Annotated in this window: 16 protein-coding genes, 1 other RNA gene and 2 pseudogenes; 5 read left to right on the top strand and 14 right to left on the bottom strand. The window is 53.2% G+C overall.

The features are described from left to right. Positions 1-215 precede the first annotated feature (215 nt). The 4 genes from ET810_RS08030 to ET810_RS08015 form a co-directional block, all read right to left on the bottom strand. Positions 216-971: an iron ABC transporter ATP-binding protein gene (locus tag ET810_RS08030; protein WP_087453596.1), complete on the bottom strand. Its 756-nt coding sequence runs from the start codon at positions 969-971 to the stop codon at positions 216-218. After that, positions 968-2,026, bottom strand: a complete 1,059-nt coding sequence (locus ET810_RS08025; protein ID WP_087453595.1) for an iron chelate uptake ABC transporter family permease subunit — start codon at positions 2,024-2,026, stop codon at positions 968-970. Before ET810_RS08025 ends, ET810_RS08030 begins: the two co-directional genes overlap by 4 nt. After that, positions 2,019-2,984, bottom strand: a complete 966-nt coding sequence (locus ET810_RS08020) for an ABC transporter permease (protein WP_134316251.1) — start codon at positions 2,982-2,984, stop codon at positions 2,019-2,021. Before ET810_RS08020 ends, ET810_RS08025 begins: the two co-directional genes overlap by 8 nt. A gap of 115 nt (positions 2,985-3,099) precedes the next feature. After that, complete coding sequence (locus ET810_RS08015; RefSeq protein ID WP_087453593.1) at positions 3,100-4,092, bottom strand: siderophore ABC transporter substrate-binding protein; 993 nt, start codon at positions 4,090-4,092, stop codon at positions 3,100-3,102. 458 nt (positions 4,093-4,550) lie between these two features. On the opposite strand from ET810_RS08015, the gene ET810_RS13045 reads away from it, so the two are divergent. Continuing rightward, entirely contained in the window at positions 4,551-4,682 is a 132-nt protein-coding gene (locus ET810_RS13045; protein WP_259484469.1) for a hypothetical protein, read from the top strand. A gap of 54 nt (positions 4,683-4,736) precedes the next feature. On the opposite strand, the pseudogene ET810_RS08010 reads toward ET810_RS13045, so the two are convergent. From ET810_RS08010 to ftsE, 5 genes and pseudogenes are all read right to left on the bottom strand, one after another. Continuing rightward, positions 4,737-5,458: pseudogene (locus tag ET810_RS08010) on the bottom strand (carbonic anhydrase). Between the two features lie 452 nt (positions 5,459-5,910). Continuing rightward, positions 5,911-6,292, bottom strand: a transfer-messenger RNA (tmRNA) gene (gene ssrA / locus ET810_RS08005). 138 nt (positions 6,293-6,430) lie between these two features. Continuing rightward, a complete protein-coding gene (smpB, locus tag ET810_RS08000) occupies positions 6,431-6,922 on the bottom strand; it encodes an SsrA-binding protein SmpB (RefSeq protein WP_087453543.1) in 492 nt (163 codons plus the stop codon). Positions 6,923-7,044: 122 nt separating this feature from the next. Then, entirely contained in the window at positions 7,045-7,947 is a 903-nt protein-coding gene (ftsX, locus tag ET810_RS07995) for a permease-like cell division protein FtsX (RefSeq protein WP_134316250.1), read from the bottom strand. Positions 7,948-7,968: 21 nt separating this feature from the next. After that, positions 7,969-8,658 carry a cell division ATP-binding protein FtsE gene (ftsE, locus tag ET810_RS07990; protein ID WP_087453541.1) on the bottom strand — a complete coding sequence of 230 codons (690 nt, stop codon included), beginning with the start codon at positions 8,656-8,658 and terminating at the stop codon, positions 7,969-7,971. 310 nt (positions 8,659-8,968) lie between these two features. On the opposite strand from ftsE, the pseudogene ET810_RS07980 reads away from it, so the two are divergent. Both ET810_RS07980 and ET810_RS07975 read left to right on the top strand, forming a co-directional pair. Continuing rightward, a pseudogene (locus ET810_RS07980) lies at positions 8,969-10,604 on the top strand (AbgT family transporter). 47 nt (positions 10,605-10,651) lie between these two features. Continuing rightward, complete coding sequence (locus ET810_RS07975) at positions 10,652-11,125, top strand: P-loop NTPase family protein (protein WP_087453540.1); 474 nt, start codon at positions 10,652-10,654, stop codon at positions 11,123-11,125. Between the two features lie 37 nt (positions 11,126-11,162). Here the strand turns inward: ET810_RS07975 and prfB are convergent, their stop codons facing one another. Next, positions 11,163-12,266, bottom strand: coding sequence for a peptide chain release factor 2 (gene prfB / locus ET810_RS07970; RefSeq protein WP_134316249.1), 1,104 nt, complete (start codon positions 12,264-12,266; stop codon positions 11,163-11,165). A 190-nt stretch (positions 12,267-12,456) separates the two neighbouring features. Between prfB and ET810_RS07965 the strand changes: the two genes are divergently transcribed. Together ET810_RS07965 and hisN are read left to right on the top strand one after the other, a co-directional pair. Then, positions 12,457-13,341 (top strand): inositol monophosphatase family protein, encoded by an 885-nt coding sequence (locus ET810_RS07965; protein WP_087453538.1) that lies wholly within the window; start codon positions 12,457-12,459, stop codon positions 13,339-13,341. A gap of 44 nt (positions 13,342-13,385) precedes the next feature. Then, positions 13,386-14,192 (top strand): histidinol-phosphatase, encoded by an 807-nt coding sequence (hisN, locus tag ET810_RS07960; protein ID WP_087453537.1) that lies wholly within the window; start codon positions 13,386-13,388, stop codon positions 14,190-14,192. A 74-nt stretch (positions 14,193-14,266) separates the two neighbouring features. On the opposite strand, the gene ET810_RS07955 is transcribed toward hisN, so the two are convergent. From ET810_RS07955 to ET810_RS07940, 4 genes are all read right to left on the bottom strand, one after another. Beyond that, complete coding sequence (locus ET810_RS07955; RefSeq protein WP_087453536.1) at positions 14,267-15,451, bottom strand: S1 family peptidase; 1,185 nt, start codon at positions 15,449-15,451, stop codon at positions 14,267-14,269. 95 nt (positions 15,452-15,546) lie between these two features. Continuing rightward, on the bottom strand, positions 15,547-15,909 hold the full coding sequence (locus ET810_RS07950) for a biotin/lipoyl-containing protein (protein WP_013911000.1): 363 nt from the start codon (positions 15,907-15,909) through the stop codon (positions 15,547-15,549). 24 nt (positions 15,910-15,933) lie between these two features. Then, positions 15,934-16,197 (bottom strand): hypothetical protein, encoded by a 264-nt coding sequence (locus tag ET810_RS07945; RefSeq protein ID WP_087453535.1) that lies wholly within the window; start codon positions 16,195-16,197, stop codon positions 15,934-15,936. Between the two features lie 9 nt (positions 16,198-16,206). Then, the gene (locus tag ET810_RS07940) at positions 16,207-17,763 is read right to left on the bottom strand and encodes an acyl-CoA carboxylase subunit beta (protein ID WP_013910998.1); all 1,557 of its coding nucleotides are present in this window, start codon (positions 17,761-17,763) and stop codon (positions 16,207-16,209) included. Between the last annotated feature and the right edge of the window lie 9 nt (positions 17,764-17,772).

Below are 17,772 nucleotides of genomic sequence, written 5' to 3'. Positions count from 1 at the left end.
CACTCACTGATTCACAATCACCTTCGTGGTGTTTGCCTCTGTGAGGGGCGCTGTCGGTCGCGGCGACTCACATAAAGTTACACACCACTTACAGAACACACAAATCCCCAGCTCAGAACATGTTTTTCACGCATTGTTTAAGCAACGTTCAATCAGCAGGGCCGTAGAAAGTATCAAAGCGCCGTAGGAAAAGAAGTTCCTACGGCGCTTTATCTCTAGTGATAACAAGCCAGTGGACCATCGGGCCCGTCAATGACGTGTACAGGAGTATTAAATATCTGGCTCAATATCTCGCTGTCCATCGCGGTGGCTACTGGACCAAAATGAGCCACGTTCCCGTCTTTAACTGCACAAATGTAGTCGGCATAACGCGCTGCAAAGTTGATGTCGTGGAGAACCACTATGACTGTTCGCCCTAGGTCGCGAGCAATATCGCGCAGGTGCCGCATCATTTGCACGGAATGTGCGATGTCCAAGTTATTGAGGGGTTCGTCGAGAAGCACATAGTCAGTTTCCTGCGCCAGCACCATAGCCACATACGCGCGCTGGCGCTGTCCACCTGAAAGCTGATCAAGGTAGCGGTTTTCTAATGGACGCAGGTTGAGAAAATCGATGTACTTAGAAACGATCTCCTCATCCTGTGCGGTTAGCTTCCCTTTTGAGTAGGGAAAGCGCCCGAAGCCGACAAGTTGACGCACGGTAAGGCGGGTGATGAAGTGATTTTCTTGTCTCAAGATGGAGACAATCTTTGCAAGGTCCTTGGATTTGGTAGCCGCAACGTCGTAGCCGGCTACGGCGATCTGGCCGGCGTCGATAGGCAGAAGCCTTCCGATCATCGTCAAAAGCGTGGACTTCCCTGCCCCGTTAGGGCCGATGAAAGCCGTGATACCGCCTTGAGGAATCTCAAGGTCAACAGGACCAATGGAGACTTCGCTGTTGTAGTTCTTTGCTACGTGATCTAGCTGAATCACAGGCGCCCCTTTTTCAGAATGACGATAAGGAAAATAATTCCGCCCACGAGCTCGATGATGATGGAGACCACACCTTGGGCGTAGAAAATATGGTTCATCACAAAGTATGCAGACGTCAGAATCACAAATCCCAACGCCCACGCCATAGGAAAGACGTACCTGTGGTCAAAAGTATTCGCGCATTGATACGCCAACGTAGCTACCAAGAATCCCAGGAACGTCATCGGCCCAACCAGAGCGGTTGAGGTGGCCATCAGCACCGATACAAGCACCAAAGTGAGCACTGATAGCACTTTGTAATTCATTCCAGCGTTGATTGCTACTTCACGCCCCAGCTGCAGCAGATTGAGTTGCCTTGCCAGCATAAGAAGCGTTCCGCCAGCTACGAGTACCAAAGGTATGGCGATCGGGAAATATACGGGGTCTGCATTGCTGATAGAGCCAAAAAGCCGTGCAGTTAGCACGTCGAATTCGCTCGGGGTAAGCAACCGTTGCATAAAGGTAGCAAGACTGCCTAGACCAGCGCCGATAATGATTCCGATGAGCAGCAAAGCATGCATATTAGAGTTCTTACCTGTGAGCAACCATGCGTAAAGCACCATCGATAGGCCGATCATCAACGCAAGTTGCAGAAGGAACATCGGCACAGTGCGCGACTGCATAAGCCCCACGGAGCCAAAGAAAAACACTGTCGACGTATGAATCACACGGTACAGCGACTCAAATCCCATAATTGACGGTGTAATAATTCTATTATTTGTCACCGTTTGGAACGCCACTGTGGCCAGCGACTGGCAAAAAGCCACCACGGCCATCGCAATAATGGCGCTTGTCCGCCGTTCTGCGATAAGCCAAAAACGCTGCGTGCCAAAGGGCATCGGATTTTTGTATACTAAAAGACCAAAAGCGCAGGACAAACCGGCAAAAACAACGATGGAAAGAATTATCCAATATCGCCGTTGCTCCCCACGCGTCTGAAACGCCCCGGATCGCCGATTACTGGTCGAATCCTGGGGATCGTGCGCTCTTACTTTTTGAGATAGTCCCCTAGCCACGTCGAACCTGCCTCACAATGAGCCCCACAAAAACAACTGCCCCAAACATGCCCAATACCACGGAAACCGGCACTTCAAAGGGGGAAATGATGGTGCGCGAGAGGAGATCGCAGACAGTCACCAGACCTATTCCGCTCAGACACACCCACGGTAGATTTCCCCGCAGGTCATCTCCCCTAAAGATGGAAACCAGGTTGGGAACGATAAGACCCAAGAACGGCAGATTGCCGATAACTACAGTGACAACGCCAGTCGCAAGAGTGATCAGCGCCGTGCCAATGAGCACCATGCGGTTGTAATTGACACCGATGTTGGTTGCTATATCCTCCCCCAAGCCCGTGGCGGTTAAACGATCCGCATAGAAAAAGACCGCGACAACCACTAGTGCTACCGCCCACAGAACCTCATATTGCCCCTTAGATACAGAGGTGAAGCTTCCTTGGAACCACACCCCCAAGGTCTGCAAGGTGTCAGTTTTTAGTGCAACAAAAGTAGAAACCGAACTGACCACAGCACCCAACATGATTCCAATGATCGGAACTACCAGCGAAGAGCGCAAGGAGACTCTGCGTAAGAAAAGGAAAAAGACCATTGTTCCAGCGAAAGAAAAGACCACCGCGGAAAGCATTCGATCCAGAATGCTGGCTTGCGGGAACGTCAGCATGCAAAATAGCAGTCCCAACCCTGCCCATTCCGTGGTTCCTGTAGTAGTCGGTTCCACGAACCTGTTCTGAGTGATCATTTGCATCACGAGGCCGGACATCGCCATCGCAGCTCCCGCCAGAACAAGGGCTACGGTTCTTGGAACCCGAGTAATTCCAAAAATGTCTACTTCTCCGCCAGAGAAAATGTCATATTCGCCGGTGAGAAGAGAAACTATAAGCAATCCGACGACGGCACACGTGGCCAAAAGAAGGCGGACATTGAAACGCTGCGTCAGCGTAGTATGTGTTTTCATAAAAATCGAGCTCTACGAGCGACTATCAGTGATGAACGGCAGAACGGGGATTGCTCAACCTCTCGGTCAGCAATCCCCAGTCTTTTAATAAAGTCCACCACACACGGCACAGATGTTATTTACCTTGCTCGAAAGCGTCGGCAATCGAATTGAAGATCTTCGTGTACGTGATGATCGACTCATTGCGGTAGGTATCCTGCGGAGCAACAAGTACTTTTTGGTTCTTTACCGCAGCAACTCCTGTCAGCGCCTGGTTCTTAGCAATCACGTCTTTAGCAGGTGTGTACTTTGCGTCATCAGCCATGATGGCGCCATCACGGTCGAGAACGAAAATCCAGTCAGGGTTTGAATCCGCAATTGCCTCGACAGAAATGTCATCGCCCTTGTGGTTTGAGGAAGCTCCCTCAATCTGTAGGGCAGGCTTGAGACCCAACAGGTCAAAAACGGAACCATAAACACGGCCGACGTGCGGCGCAATATAGCCGATCGCGCCTCCGGATACGTTCACGGCCATGACTTTGTCAGATCCGTTGTAGGCTTTCTTTGCCCGCGCAACGGCGTCCTCAAAGTCTTTTACAAGCTTCTTAGCTTCGTCTTCTTTATTAAAGATAACGCCCATTTCAGTCACCTGGCGCTTAAGCTCCGCATCAAAGGCTTCGCCGTCGCGAGGTTCAAAGTCCACGATAGGGACACCGGGGTTAAGCTTTTTCATCTCTTTGTAGTGCTGGGAAAAGCGCTGGCCAGAGATGATCAGATCTGGGTCGGTAACCACCATTGCCTCAAGGTTGGGTTCACGGTGAGTTCCCAGGTCCACGATCTGATCGTTGTTGAGGAAGTTAGGCACGGTCGACGGCGCGATCGGCTTAGGCACAGCCACAGGGGTCACGCCCCACTGATCCAAAATTTGGAACGTGCGGTTATCCGTAGCAACAACCCGCTCAACAGGAGTTTTAATCTCGACTGTTCCGTAGTTGTCCTGAACGGTCACGGTATTTGCACTCGACTGTGCATTGGTAGCGCTGTCTTTAGTACCGGAATCGCTACAAGCGCTCAAAGCAAGGCCAGCCGCTGTAAAAACCGCAGCGAACTTAGTAAATCTGGAGACCATAAGACCCTTATCCTTATCGATATGGATTGGCAAACCTCAGTAAGCACAGGCTTGCTTTCACTCGATCCAAGCTATCGACACCCTCAGGAAAAGACAAGAATTTTAGACATCCCCAACCGCCCACCCCGCCACAATTCACATCCATGCAGGTCACAACCCAATAAAACAAAAGCCCGAACCCATAAGGGGGGTAAACTTACTTACCCCCAGCCATCCGAAAGAGGTAGCGCGTTCACATTCCTCCCCACATTTGAAGTTAGCAATGAAGATAATAGTTTGACTCAATGAACTTTCTTGGAGTGGGGACGTTCGGGCTACGTATGAGGAGTTTCCCGTGGACGTCGTAAAGCTTCTTTGCAATCGGCCGCTTTCTTCGAACATGTAGGCCAACAAGCAAGCATCGATGTCACGCCCCTTTCCCATAATGCGCATATACGCACAGTAGAAAAGAAAACGCCATGCTTTTTAACGTCATCGTTGTTCTTTTAATGATTGCCGCCGCAGCGATGCTCATCACAGTGGCCTTGCATAGCGATCTTCAAAAGCACAGGCCGCATACAACAACACGACATGTTCAGCGCATGGTGTGAGCCGCCCCGTTCCCGCGACACTCGTTCTCACACCATGCACATTGAACACATCAGCTAAGCACCCACAAAGATGCCTTTTTCTTGATCAAACTTGGTCACATCACCCTTGCCGATGTCATAGTGATACGCCTCCAGCTTGAGATCGCCCGCTTTCACCCGCTCCATCACAAAAGCATGAGACATCAAGTTATCCAGCTGGGCCGCTGCATTAGCCTTTTCTAGGCGGAGTGAGAAATCTTCAGCGTTACGGTCGCCGTCGAGTTTAGCGAGCACCCCCTCGGAACGGGTCAATCAATCATGACTAGCCGGCAACTTCTGTGCATACTCATCGAGATGCTGCAGCGCTGCCATACCACCACAATTGGAGTGTCCGATAACAGCGATAGTGGAAAACCCAAGCTAGACACCGCGTACTCTACCGGGGCAAGGACTCCGAACTCAGGCTTGCTAGCGTGCGGGATAATGTTGGCGATATCGCGTAGGTGGAACAACTCACCGGGTTTGGCCGACAAGAGAGTTTCTGCGTCGATGCGTGAATCCGAGCATGTGACCACGAGCGTGTGCGGGGATTGAGAATCCGCCAAGCCCTCATAGAGTTTTTTATTGTCGGGGTAGGTAGAGTCCTCAAATTTGTTGATTCCATCGGCAATGGGGTCACCCGTGCCGCTGGTTGCTTTAGTTGGCTCAGTTGTGCAGGCGGCAAGGGCTGTGGCCCCCGCCCCGAATCCCAAGGCCTGCAAAATCTGGCGACGACTGTATGACTTCCTTGTAGGCATGCGCAAGCTCCAGTCTCTAGTCGTACTTTTGATTCAAAAATATAGCATTTTTGTTCTAGCCGACGAGCTGAGATAGGCAGCGGGATCAGTGGCCGCATAGGCACATGGCACTCTGCGCCACCAAAGTTAAAACAACGTATGAGCAGAGAAAACAGCAACATTCGGCCACGCGTCACCTGAGGCTCCACCGCTAGCAAAAATCTGTGAGCAAACTCTCTTAAAACTGATGCGGAAGCATAATTTTATAGAACCGACATGTCGTCATTGACGAGAGGCACAATCAACAAAATGTCGCCCCATAGGTTCGCCTTCTGTACGCAATTCATGCCAAATGTGTGCCAAAAGTGAGGATTTTTGTGACTATCTGTGGCACATCACAGATCTTCTGCATTTTGCGTTTTACAGGTAAATGAGTAAAAACCCCGCTTACCAGGGTGGTAAGCGGGGTTAGGTTGTGGAGCTGCCGGGAATTGAACCCGGGTCCTACGCAACCTCGCCAGGGCTTCTCCGTGCGCAGTCCGCGCATAGATCTCTACTTGGCTCTCCGGCTAGGACGAACACACCCGGATGATGAGCCCAGTCATCGGTAAAAGTCCCGATCCACCCCGTTGACACGATGGAATCAGCAAGTCTCTTAGTCGGTGCCAGACACTAGGCCAGAGACAAACCTAGGCTGACAGACACGCAGTTCGCTACAAATTAGGCAGCGAGGGCGTAGTCGCGCTGAGTCTTCTCGGCGCTTATCAGTTTGCTACGACGCTTACGGTGGTCTCTAGCCTGCACCGGCACGCTTCCCCTGGCTCAATCTACGCAGTCGAAACCAAAATCAGCCCCTCATGCGGCTACGGATTGGGATGCTGTGCAGCATATCCGTAGTTCGAATCATCCTACTCCGTGCAATGAGCAGCTTCAAGTCCTCCTGCAGTACGTGCTGCCGAGGGGACGTCGATAAGCTGCAAAGACAGGAATATTTTATGCGTGGATGCTTTTAACGCGACGACCAAGTTCTCGAACCACTTCGCGCTCTTCGGTCCTGCGCTTGATGTCTTGGCGCTTGTCATAATCCTGTTTACCTTGGGCAAGGCCAAGTTCCACCTTGAGCCGTCCACCAGAAAAATAGAGGGACAACGGCACAAGTGTCTTGTTGCCGTCGCGAACTTTACCCATCAACGAGTCAATCTCGCGACGGTGCAGCAGCAGTTTACGGGTCCTCTTGGGGCTATGGTTGGTCCACGACCCCATGGAATAGATCGGTATGTTGAGGTTGCGGAGCCAGACCTCGCCCTCATCAATAGTGGCGAAGGCATCGACAAGGGAGGCCTTGCCCTCTCTTAGCGATTTAATTTCTGTACCGAGGAGGACAATGCCGCATTCGTAGGTCTCTAGAATCTTGTAATCATGGCGTGCCTTGCGGTTAGTCGCGATCACAGGATTGTTGTTTGCAGCTTTTTTCTTCTTCGCCATAATGCCACTGATCGTACCTTGTGCCCGCCTTACGCATGCAAAAACCTTCCACACCAGCTTGATGTGGAAGGTTAAAGTTCTCACGCTACTTCGCCAGTCCACAACCAGCGGCTCATACGTGTTTATTTACGCACATACCAGCGGAGCGTGATTTGAGCGGTGATAGCTGCAAAGACCACTCCGATCACTGCCACAACCGGGGCCACTGCCCAGATGTCGGTGCTCGTCACCCTTGCAATGAGCTGGGAATCGTAGAGGCCCTTGAGGGTCTTGTCCACCACCCATTCCTTGCCACCAAACAGCGCCACTCCGGAGAGCACAGCGCCAAAGAGTGCAGCGATCATGGCTTCAAGCACAAAGGGTGCTTGGGTATACCAGCGAGAGGCACCCACCATGCGCATGATCGAAATTTCTTCACGACGATTAAATGCAGCAATTTGCACCATGTTCACAATCAAGAACACTGCCGCAATCGCCTGAATCGCCGCGAAAATGAACGTCGCGTTACGAATGGAATCGAGGTTATTCGTCGCTCCGCGCAGATCATCCACCTGATCCACAATGGTGCTCACTTGCTCCATGCCACGAACTGCATCAAGTGGCTTGGTGTCTAGCGGGTCTACAAGGCGAACATGCAGCGCCGCTGGCAGGGCATCTTTAGATGTTTCTGCGACAAGCTGCGGGTCTGTGTCCTTGAAAACCTCGACAAAACGCTGATACGACTGCTCCCGACTGCGGAAGGTGACAGATTCGATCCCTGCTTGGCCATCGAGCTTTTCACGCACCTGCTTGCATGCGTCCGATGCACAGTCCTTGTCATTGGCAGAGATGTCCTCGTTCAGCTGCACCATGACTTCTACACGATCAAGATAGATATCTTTTGTCGCTTCAGTCATGTGCGTGACGAGGAAACCGGTAGCCAGAAGCGCTAGAGAAATAGCCGTGGTAATGATGAGCGCAATGGTCATCGTTATGTTACGTCCGAGCCCGCGGAAGGCCTCTCGGAATACAAATCCAAGTTTCATGAGGTTCCTTACCTATTGCACCTATTGAGCTTCGCCGTAGACACCGTGGGCATCATCACGCACGAGCTTGCCCAGGTTCAGTTCAATAACACGACGGCGCATGTCGTTGACGGCCCTCGCATTGTGAGTGGACATAACAACGGTTGTGCCCGTCTTGTTGATCTGATTAAGCAAAACCATGATGCCGTCGGAAGTTTCGGGATCCAGGTTGCCGGTAGGCTCGTCGGCAAGCAAAAGCAACGGCCGGTTGACAAAGGCGCGGGCTACGGCCACACGCTGCTGCTCACCGCCGGAAAGCTCATGAGGCATACGGTGCGCTTTTCCAGAAAGACCCACCATTTCAAGGGTTTCGGGCACCAGTTTGTTAATGCGGCTTTTCCGTGTCCCAATAACTTCTAGCGCAAAGGCCACGTTGTCGTAGACCGTCTTCTGCTGCAAAAGGCGGAAATCCTGAAAGACGTAACCAATGTGCTGGCGCAGCTTGTTAATTTGCCGGCCATGCAGCTTATTCACGTGAAAATCGGACAAGTAAAGATCACCGCTCGTGAGGTTCCCCTCTCTGATCATGAGCTGCAAGAAGGTTGATTTTCCCGAGCCGGAAGGGCCGATGAGGAAAACAAACTCGCCTTTATCAATAGTGAGCGAGAGGTTATCTAGCGCCGGCCTGGTAGACGTTTTATATGACTTGGTGACTTTGTCAAACGTGATCACACTTGAACACCTTAGCCAAACCACTGTGACAATTGAAACGTTTGTGACAAATGGGATCGAATTTCCTTATATGTGTGACGTTATAGCCATGGCGCTTAACGACGCCCCCCCCCATCTTCCGCACTCCCACCTAGCCAGAGGCATGCCCCGCTACAGCCCTGGCCATACCCATAATCACAGCTACTTATTGAGATGCCGCCCCTCCCCTCAATCACCCCGAATGGATAAAGTTTTCATAAACCTATGAGTCGCGTCACTTTTATCGCATTAGACTAGCGCCCATCACTTCCCCAAAGATCGGAGCCCAGAAATGAGCACGACTTCAGAGCAGAAGCTAGACAACAGGCACGACGCGCCTCCCAAGCCGAAAGGATTTCTGGGGTTTGTGGAGCGCGTTGGTAACTTACTCCCAGACCCTTTCTGGCTTTTGTTATTCTCGCTGGACTGGTAGCGATCAGTAGCTGGGTGGGTTCAAAGGTCGGCATGACCGCCACTAATCCCCAAGACAATTCCCCAGTTGCCGTCACTAATCTCCTGACCAAAGACGGAGTAAGCAGAATGCTTACTGAGGCGGTGAATAACTTTGTGTCTTTTCCGCCTCTCGGAGTGATCCTGACAGTCATGCTCGGAGTCGCTGTAGCCGAGCACTCTGGTTTTATTAGTGCACTTATTCGGGCCATGGTGGCTAAAGTAGGCCCACGCACACTGACCTTTGTGGTTGCGCTGGCGGGAGTCACCGGCTCTATTGCATCGGATGCCGTTTACGTGATCCTTATCCCTTTGGGTGCCATGAGCTTTCGGGCGCTGGGAAGATCACCGATCGTGGGCGCCATGGTCGCATTCGCTGCATCATCGGCGGGTTTCAATGCCAGCCTGATTCTGAACATCACTGACGTGCTGTTGGGCGGGATTTCCACATCTGCGGCACAGCTCGTGGACCCCGAGTACCATGTTTCTCCCCTGGCAAACTATTTCTTTGTAGTGGCCTCCTCTATCATGCTTGCGCTAATCATCACACTGGTCACTGAGCTTTTTATCAAAAAGAAGGCGCGCGAGTTAGTAGATCATGACCGCATCGATCATTCCGAGCTCACTTTTCCAAGAATGCGGACGGCTCTCCCGGCGCGCAATCTCACAAAGACGTCAACGCTGTCACAGACGACGAGCTGGCAGCGGAAATCAAGCTGCATCCTAGTGAGGCTCGCGCCCTTGTGCTTACTGGTGGCGCTTTTGTGCTCATGCTCGCCATATACTTTGCGTTGCTGTTTATCCCAGCGTCACCGCTGTATTCAGAAGCAGGAGCACTGACGAGCCCCTTGATTAAAGCCATCGCGGTTCCTATCGCGATGATGTTCTTAGGGTTAGACATCGTTTATGGTGTTGCCGCTAAAACGATCACAAGGCTGGGAGATATTCCCGAGTTCATGGGGCGTGGACTCAAGACTCTCATTCCTATGATCGTCTTGTTCTTTATGGTTGCGCAGTTCCTGGCATGGTTTCAATGGTCGAATCTGGGCATGTGGACTGCGATTAAAGGGGCGGAGTTGCTCCAGCAATGGGACCTACCGGTCTACGTGTTATTCGGCGCGCTGGTCGCTATGGTCGCCTTGCTCAACTTGGCTATTACATCGGGCTCGGCCCAGTGGGCCCTTATGGCACCGGTGATTGTGCCCATGATGATGTACATAGGGGTTTCTCCAGAAGTCTCGCAGATGCTCTTCCGCATAGGCGATTGCCCGACAAACATCATCACTCCCATGAGCCCTTATTTCGCTCTAGCACTGACGTTCCTCCAGCGCTATTACAAGCCTGCAGGTGTGGGAACCCTCATGTCCTTAGCTCTTCCCTATTCCATATCCATGCTGGTGGGATGGTTCCTGTTCTTTGTCTTGTGGTACTTCTTGGGAATTCCTATCGGCCCTGGGACCCCTATTCATTATGGATAAAGCCAAACTCTGAGAGCTAGGCTGCCGCGCTGAGTTATTCTCAAGCGATGAAGATTGCAATTATGGGGTATTCGGGTGGCGGAAAATCAACACTTGCCCGCCGCCTAGGTGCCCAGCTGAATATCCCAGTTTTGCATCTTGATTCGGTTCACTTTTCAACAGGCTGGGTGGAGCAAGATTTCGCAGAAGAATCCGCAGACGTCGAGTCGTTTCTCAACACGCATAGTGATTGGATCATCGACGGCAATTACTCGCTTTTATCTGGGGAGCGTCGATTAGCTGAGGCTGATCGCATCATCGTGATTCTCGTGCCGCGCATGATCAGATTGTGGCGAATCATGCGTCGTTTAGCCTGCTATTACGGCACAACGCGACCAGACATGGCGGCGGGATGCCCAGAGAAAGTTGATTTTGCTTTCCTTAAATGGGTGCTGTGGGACTCGTGCACAAGGGCAAAACGCAAGTACTACCTGGAGATCGCGAAGAAATATCCGAGAAAAACTGAGATTCGCCGTCGATAACATAGCTTATCGACGCCCCTCTCCAAAGCTTCCCCCGTTATTGTTCCTGCTGCTGTGCCATACGCCAGCGGATGCCAGCTTCTAGCAAACCATCAATGTCTCCATCGAGCACCTTTTGCGGATCATTGATTTCATAATTAGTACGCAGATCTTTCACCATCTGATACGGGTGCAACACATAGGAACGCATTTGGTTTCCCCACGAGGCATTGCCACCAGCACCAAGGGCATCGAGTTCAGCTCGCTCTTCTTGGCGCTTTTTCTCCAGGAGTTTAGCTTGGAGAACTCGCAGAGCAGAGGCCTTGTTTTGGATCTGAGACTTCTCGTTTTGGCAGGTGACCACGATCCCGGTAGGAATATGCGTCAAACGCACAGCCGAGTCAGTGGTATTCACGGACTGCCCGCCGGGCCCGGAGGAACGATAGACGTCCACGCGTATTTCAGAATCTGGAATGTCGATGTGGTCCGTCTGCTCAACCACGGGGAGAACCTCTACCTCAGCGAATGAGGTCTGGCGGCGTCCTTGGTTATCAAACGGAGAAATTCTTACTAGCCGGTGTGCACCTTGCTCCACAGAAAGCTGTCCATACATGTATTCACCGTGGACAACGAACGTCGCTGATTTGATACCCGCTTCTTCTGCATAAGAGATGTCATAAATGTCGACCTTGCGGTCGTTCTTTTCCGCCCAGCGGACATACATGCGCATCAGCATCTCCGCCCAATCTGCAGCGTCAACGCCACCTGCTCCAGAGCGAATGTTGATCACAGCCTCACGGGAATCATACTCGCCAGATAACATGGTTTTCACTTCTAGAGATTCAATCTCTGCGGTGAGCTCGGCCAGCTCTTCGTCGGCAAGCTCGGTGCCGTCGCCCTCTTCTTCGGCGAGTTCGTACATCACCGGGATGTCGTCGATACGCTGCCGCAGGCCAGTAAGTTTCTTCAGCTGCGCTTGTACTGAAGACAGCTCCGTGGTCACCTTCTGAGCATGGTCAGGGTTATCCCACAACGTGGGGTCGGAGGCTTGTTGCTCCAGCTCACGGACGCGCGATGCTAATTCCTCGGGGTCCATGACCTTTTCGATCGTGGTCAAGGTTGCATCAAGTTCATTGAGAGAAGCGAGAATTTCCGGGCGCATGAAGAACTAGTTTAGCGGGATACATATCCATCTTCTGCTTTGCACCCGCTGTTCCGGCTACTTTTTAGCATACAAGCAGGCACTTTGCTGCGATGAACAGCGAGGAAGCCAGATCCAAGAACCTATTCCCCATGTTTTTGTGGGGCTGTTACTCCGCCATGGTTGGCAACTCTCCTGGGAAAAGGTGACAATGGTGGATATGGATCAACCTCGGGATACTGCATTACATTCCTCGTTAGCTGACATGATCGCAACGATCACCAAGACTTTTGTTATCGCCCACGATCAAGATTCTGATGAGCACCTAGCGCAAGCGCTGGTGTTCAATGCGGGCCGCTTGGCGTGGCGAATGCGCGAGCAGGGAGTATCTACGGACTTTAAGACATCCCTCTCCGACGTAGTCACGGATGCCGACCGTGCAGCCGAGCAATTTGTCACGGGCGTGATTAGTGCGCTTCGGCCGGAAGACGGCGTCCTCGGTGAAGAAGGCACCCACAAACCTGGAACCTCCGGGCGTACATGGGTCATCGACCCAGTTGATGGAACCTACAACTTTATTAGCGGTTCAGACTACTGGTGTTCCGCCCTTGCACTGGTAGAAGGCGATCCCGCGGATCCGGATAAGGTCTGTTTCGGCGCTGTACACAGGCCTGCGATGGGATACACCTGGTTTGGCGGCAAAGACATCCCTACGACCCGCGACGGCAAAGCCCTGCCGACGTTGGAAAATACATCCACTGAGCTCATCAGCATGGCCACGTATCTCAACCCTCCTTTCATCGCTGAACCGGCGCTGCTTAACGCATGGCTCTCCCTTGCGCAGGGCTTCCTCAGCTGGAGAATGATCGGGGCAGGTTCGGTGGACCTGGGCGGAGTCGCTGACGGCACTTTAGGCGCTTACGTCCAACACACTGTCCAGGACTGGGATTGGCTCCCCGGCCGTGCCCTCGTCGAAGGCGTAGGCGGCACCTGCATCAAAGTTGAAGCCGCGGGTGTGACCTGGTGTATTGCCGCAAACCCGCAGGCCGCTGATGAAATCGCAACGATTCTCCGCAACTTACCTCCTGCGAATTAATCCGACCCTAGTTTTTGCAACGCATCTCAGGAAAGCTGGTGTGTATGACTTCTTATAATTCTGATCTTGAATTCGCTCTATCACTTGCCGACGCCGCCGATGCAATAACTTTCGAGCGCTTCGACTCAAGCGACCTGGTTGTAAATTCCAAACCGGACATGACTCCCGTAAGCGATGCCGACCTCGCCTGCGAAAAGGCCCTCCGAGCGCTCATCACCGAACGCTATCCCGACGATGCCATCCTCGGGGAAGAATTCGGCGGTGACGTGGAGCTGAAGGGACGGCAGTGGATCATTGACCCCATTGACGCCACAAAGAACTTTGTGCGAGGGGTTCCTGCCTGGGCAACGCTTATCGCTTTGCTTGTCGACGGCACTCCGGTAGTCGGCGTGGTCACCGCGCCGGCTCTAGCGCGCCGTTGGTGGGCGGCTTCCGGTCAAGGCGCATGGCGCACCTTCAACGGCGGAACCCCCACAAAGATGTCGGTCTCTCGCGTTGCAGATCTAGACCATGCTTCCCTCTCGTTTTCTTCCTTTAGCGGTTGGCAAACCCTAGGTTTGGACCAGCGCTTTATTGATTTAACCGAGCGCACGTGGCGACTGCGCGGTTTTGGAGATTTTTGGTCTTATTGTCTCGTCGCAGAAGGCGCGGTAGACATCGCTGCAGAACCGGAGGTCTCACTATGGGACCTAGCTCCCTTAACCGTATTGGTAGAAGAGGCCGGTGGTACCTTCACCTCTCTCGCGGGTGAACGGGGACCGCACGGCGGCAGTGCGATTGCGTCCAACGGCTTACTCCACACCCCGGCACTAGACGTTTTGGGCACAAAGGCGCAAGAGCCACACACGTAATCCCCCGGGATTAAATCTTAAAAAGGCAGGTGCCCGCTGATTTTCTAGCGGACACCTGCCTTATGTTTTGGCTTCTATTTTACTAGTTTGAAACCAGCACCCACGCCATTCTTTGCGTTTATGTCTGCGAGAACCGCATCCATATTGGTGGAAATCGTCGGCATGAACATCGGGCCCTGCCATGGGGTATGGCAGGCAAGAGCTTGGTTGTTGATAGCCCCTCTCTTGATAATTCCCACGACGCGATCTCCCACGATCACTGGTGCGCCAGAGTCGCCCTGTCGAGCACAGATCTGCGACATTGAGGTTCGCGCGTCTTTAGTCCAGATATGGCCACAGGAGTGTCCGGTGGCTACGCCCTGCTTACAGGCTGTTTCTCCAGTGTTAGGGTTGTGGCCCCCCACCGAATTAACGCGAATCCCGTTGTACTCATTGGTTACCTGCGCATTAGAACCAAGCTCAATAACCGAATAGTCCAAATGTTCACCTCGAACGGCAACCGTTCCGCTTGGACCGATGCACCAAGAATCAGCAGATTCCACGCTTTGTCCCACTGCCCCACAGTGCCCCGCGGTAATAGCGACCGCGCGCCCCGCGGCATCGTGTCCCGTCGCAGCGACAGTGCACAGAGAATGCTTTCCCACATACACAGGGGTTCCTGGGCCATACAGGGACATTCCGCGTTGTTCTGCTGCTAAGGATTCAGCTGGGATATCCGGCGAGTTGAACCAGCTACCGGCTACCCGATTGAGAACTTTCCCGGGGTGCTGTGCCATGAACTGCGAAAGAAGATCCGTGCGCCAGTGATAGTTAGGGCCATCGATAATGGGTTCAAAGGTCTTTTCCCGTTGCACGACCTCAGGAATCGTCCGGCCCTGTGCATCTTTGTGCACTGGCTGGGTATCTGCACGCGGGGTCGGTGTCTGATGAATAGCTTGTGGCTTATGAGGCTGTAACGCTTGGCCTAGAGCCGCTTGCGCTTGCGCCCCTGCTGCTTGAACATTCGCGTTAAAAGCGTCCATGTCAGATTGCATACGAGCGACCGCTGCGTCTGCAGAGGCGACCGCTGCGGGATCTACTGGAGGGGCAACGATGCCCGCTCCGCGCAGCTGCTCAGCCACCTGATTCACCCACGTGGAAACCGGAGCCTGCTGCGGCATAATGTCAGAAGCCCCGGCACCTGGCGAACCGAAGACCGCCATCCCTGTGATTGCTGCTGTGATAAACAAACGGCGGGTATGGTGGTTGCGGTTTCGCATGTACCGAGGCTTCCTTTTCGCTATTCAGACGAGCATTTCCCACTCATATAACCATGTATTTGAGCGTACGCATAGCCCGCCACACCGACGCGAATTTAATCGATGGTAATCAGCGCCTGACCTCCCTGAACGGAATCACCGACGGCAACGCGAACGCTGCTGATGGTGCCCGCATTAGGAGCCGTAATCTCGGTCTCCATCTTCATTGCTTCGAGGATCAGGAGCACCTGGCCGGCCTCAATCTCTTCGCCTTCTTCAACCAAGATCTTGAAGACCGATCCGGCGAGCGGAGCGACGACAGCGTTTGCCGATACGCCGGAGACGCTCGCGTTGGCTGGTTCAGAGTGAGTTGCGCCTGAGCCGCCACCAAAGTAGATGGGAGCGATCTGACGCTTCTCCTCTTCCACCTCGACCTCGACAGAATAGGCGATCCCGTTGACTGTCACGTTAAGTTTCATGTTTTACCTTCTACCTTCGGATGCCTACAGCTGACCCGGAATGTGATGCTGGACCTTCTGACGTCCCTGCGCTGCCCACGTTCTCTCGCGGGAGTAGTGGACTGCCTTAATCGTGCCGCGATTACCCATAAAGGCTGACACCGCTGCAGAGATAGCAATGATGACGTCCTCTGGGATGGAAGCATCGGAACGCTTGCGCAGCTCCTTAAGCTCAGCTTCCGCCGCATCAAGCCGCGCTGAGAGTTTCGCGACTAATTGAGCAAGTTGCTCGCTGTTTAATTCGCTCACCGTTGCTCCTTATACCGGGCCTAGGCCGTGCTTCTTGGCAGGGCGAACGACTCGCTTGTTGGTCAAGACCTCAAGCGCGTCTGCAATATGCAGGCGGGTTTCTGCAGGATCGATGATGTCATCGACCAAGCCACGGGAGGCAGCCATATATGGAGTGGAGAAGGTCTCCTTGTACAAGCGGATGAGCTCATCGCGCTTGGCTTCCTTATCCTCTGCGGCCTCGATCTCCTTTCGGAAGACCACATTAACTGCACCTTCTGCGCCCATCACTGCGATTTCTGCAGTGGGCCATGCGAAGACGCGGTCGGCTCCCAGATCCTTTGAGCACATAGCTAGGTGCGCTCCGCCGTAAGATTTACGCAGCTCCACCGTGATCTTTGGCACGCTGGCTGCCGAGTATGCGTACAGCATCTTGGCGCCATGTCGAATGATGCCACCATGCTCCTGAGCAACACCCGGCATAAAGCCTGGAACGTCCACGAAAGTCACCAGCGGGATGTTAAAGGCGTTGCAGAAGCGGATGAACTGGCTTCCCTTATCCGAGGAGTTGATGTCCAGCACACCAGACATAACGTTTGGCTGGTTAGCCACAATGCCCACGGTACGGCCTACGATGCGGGCAAATCCCACGACGAGGTTTTGTGCATACCCAGCCTGTACTTCAAGGAAGTCGCCACGGTCCACAACACGCGAAATAATGTCGCGAACGTCATAACCACGTTTCCCGTCGACCGGAACGATCTCCCGCAACTCCTCATCGGGAGTAACGATTGGATCTGGTTCAACAACCGGAGGTTCTTCCGTATTGTTCTGCGGCAAGAAACTCAGGAGCTTCTGGGCGATGAGGATCGCCTGCTCATCATCATCAGCAATGAAGTGGATGTTTCCGGCCTTGGACATATGAGCGTCCGCGCCGCCTAGAGCGTCTGCGGTGACTTCTTCACCGGTGACCGACTTAATCACGCCAGGGCCAGTGATGAACATGTTGGCCTTGCGAGTCTGAATGATGAAGTCAGTCAAAGCAGGCGAATATGCAGCGCCTCCAGCGCATGGTCCCGAGATAATCGAAACCTGTGGGACGAGTCCTGAAAGGAGAACGTTCTGGTAGAACACCTTGCCGTAGCCCGAAAGGGAATCGATTCCCTCTTGTACGCGCGCTCCACCGGAGTCGTTGATGAAGATGAAAGGAGTTCCAGTGGTAGCAGAAGCTTCCATCATCGCTGCGACCTTGTTGGACTGCGTCTCGCCAGCTGATCCACCCATCACGGTGAAGTCCTGCGATGCTACGTGGACGGCACGACCAAAAATCGCTCCTGAGCCAGTGACAACGCCGTCTGCCGGCGCGACTGCTTTATCCATGCCGAAGTGAGTGGTGCGATGCTTGGCAAACATGCCGATTTCGCGGAATGTGCCTTCGTCGAGAAGCGCTGCGACGCGCTCACGAGCCGTTAGCTTGCCCTTTTCATGCTGCTTTTCGATTTTGGCTTCGCCGCCGCCTAGCTCGATCTCATGACGAGCCTTAGCGAGCTGGTCTAGGCGCTCAGACATAGTAGGTTCTTGAGACATGTCTTCGGT

The sequence above is a fragment of the Corynebacterium silvaticum genome (genome assembly GCF_004382825.2).
Lineage (GTDB): Bacteria > Actinomycetota > Actinomycetes > Mycobacteriales > Mycobacteriaceae > Corynebacterium > Corynebacterium silvaticum.
This window is presented reverse-complemented; position numbering and strand designations above follow the sequence as displayed.

Excerpts from the sequence above, each read along its gene's own strand:
- ET810_RS08020 (WP_134316251.1), bottom strand. The coding sequence starts at position 2,984 with ATGAAAACACATACTACGCTGACGCAGCGTTTCAATGTCCGCCTTCTT.
- ET810_RS08015 (WP_087453593.1), bottom strand. The coding sequence starts at position 4,092 with ATGGTCTCCAGATTTACTAAGTTCGCTGCGGTTTTTACAGCGGCTGGC.
- ET810_RS13045 (WP_259484469.1), top strand. The coding sequence starts at position 4,551 with ATGCTTTTTAACGTCATCGTTGTTCTTTTAATGATTGCCGCCGCAGCG.
- smpB (WP_087453543.1), bottom strand. The coding sequence starts at position 6,922 with ATGGCGAAGAAGAAAAAAGCTGCAAACAACAATCCTGTGATCGCGACT.
- ftsX (WP_134316250.1), bottom strand. The coding sequence starts at position 7,947 with ATGAAACTTGGATTTGTATTCCGAGAGGCCTTCCGCGGGCTCGGACGT.
- ET810_RS07975 (WP_087453540.1), top strand. The coding sequence starts at position 10,652 with ATGAAGATTGCAATTATGGGGTATTCGGGTGGCGGAAAATCAACACTT.
- prfB (WP_134316249.1), bottom strand. The coding sequence starts at position 12,266 with ATGCGCCCGGAAATTCTCGCTTCTCTCAATGAACTTGATGCAACCTTG.
- ET810_RS07965 (WP_087453538.1), top strand. The coding sequence starts at position 12,457 with ATGGTGGATATGGATCAACCTCGGGATACTGCATTACATTCCTCGTTA.
- hisN (WP_087453537.1), top strand. The coding sequence starts at position 13,386 with ATGACTTCTTATAATTCTGATCTTGAATTCGCTCTATCACTTGCCGAC.
- ET810_RS07955 (WP_087453536.1), bottom strand. The coding sequence starts at position 15,451 with ATGCGAAACCGCAACCACCATACCCGCCGTTTGTTTATCACAGCAGCA.
- ET810_RS07950 (WP_013911000.1), bottom strand. The coding sequence starts at position 15,909 with ATGAAACTTAACGTGACAGTCAACGGGATCGCCTATTCTGTCGAGGTC.
- ET810_RS07940 (WP_013910998.1), bottom strand. The coding sequence starts at position 17,763 with ATGTCTCAAGAACCTACTATGTCTGAGCGCCTAGACCAGCTCGCTAAG.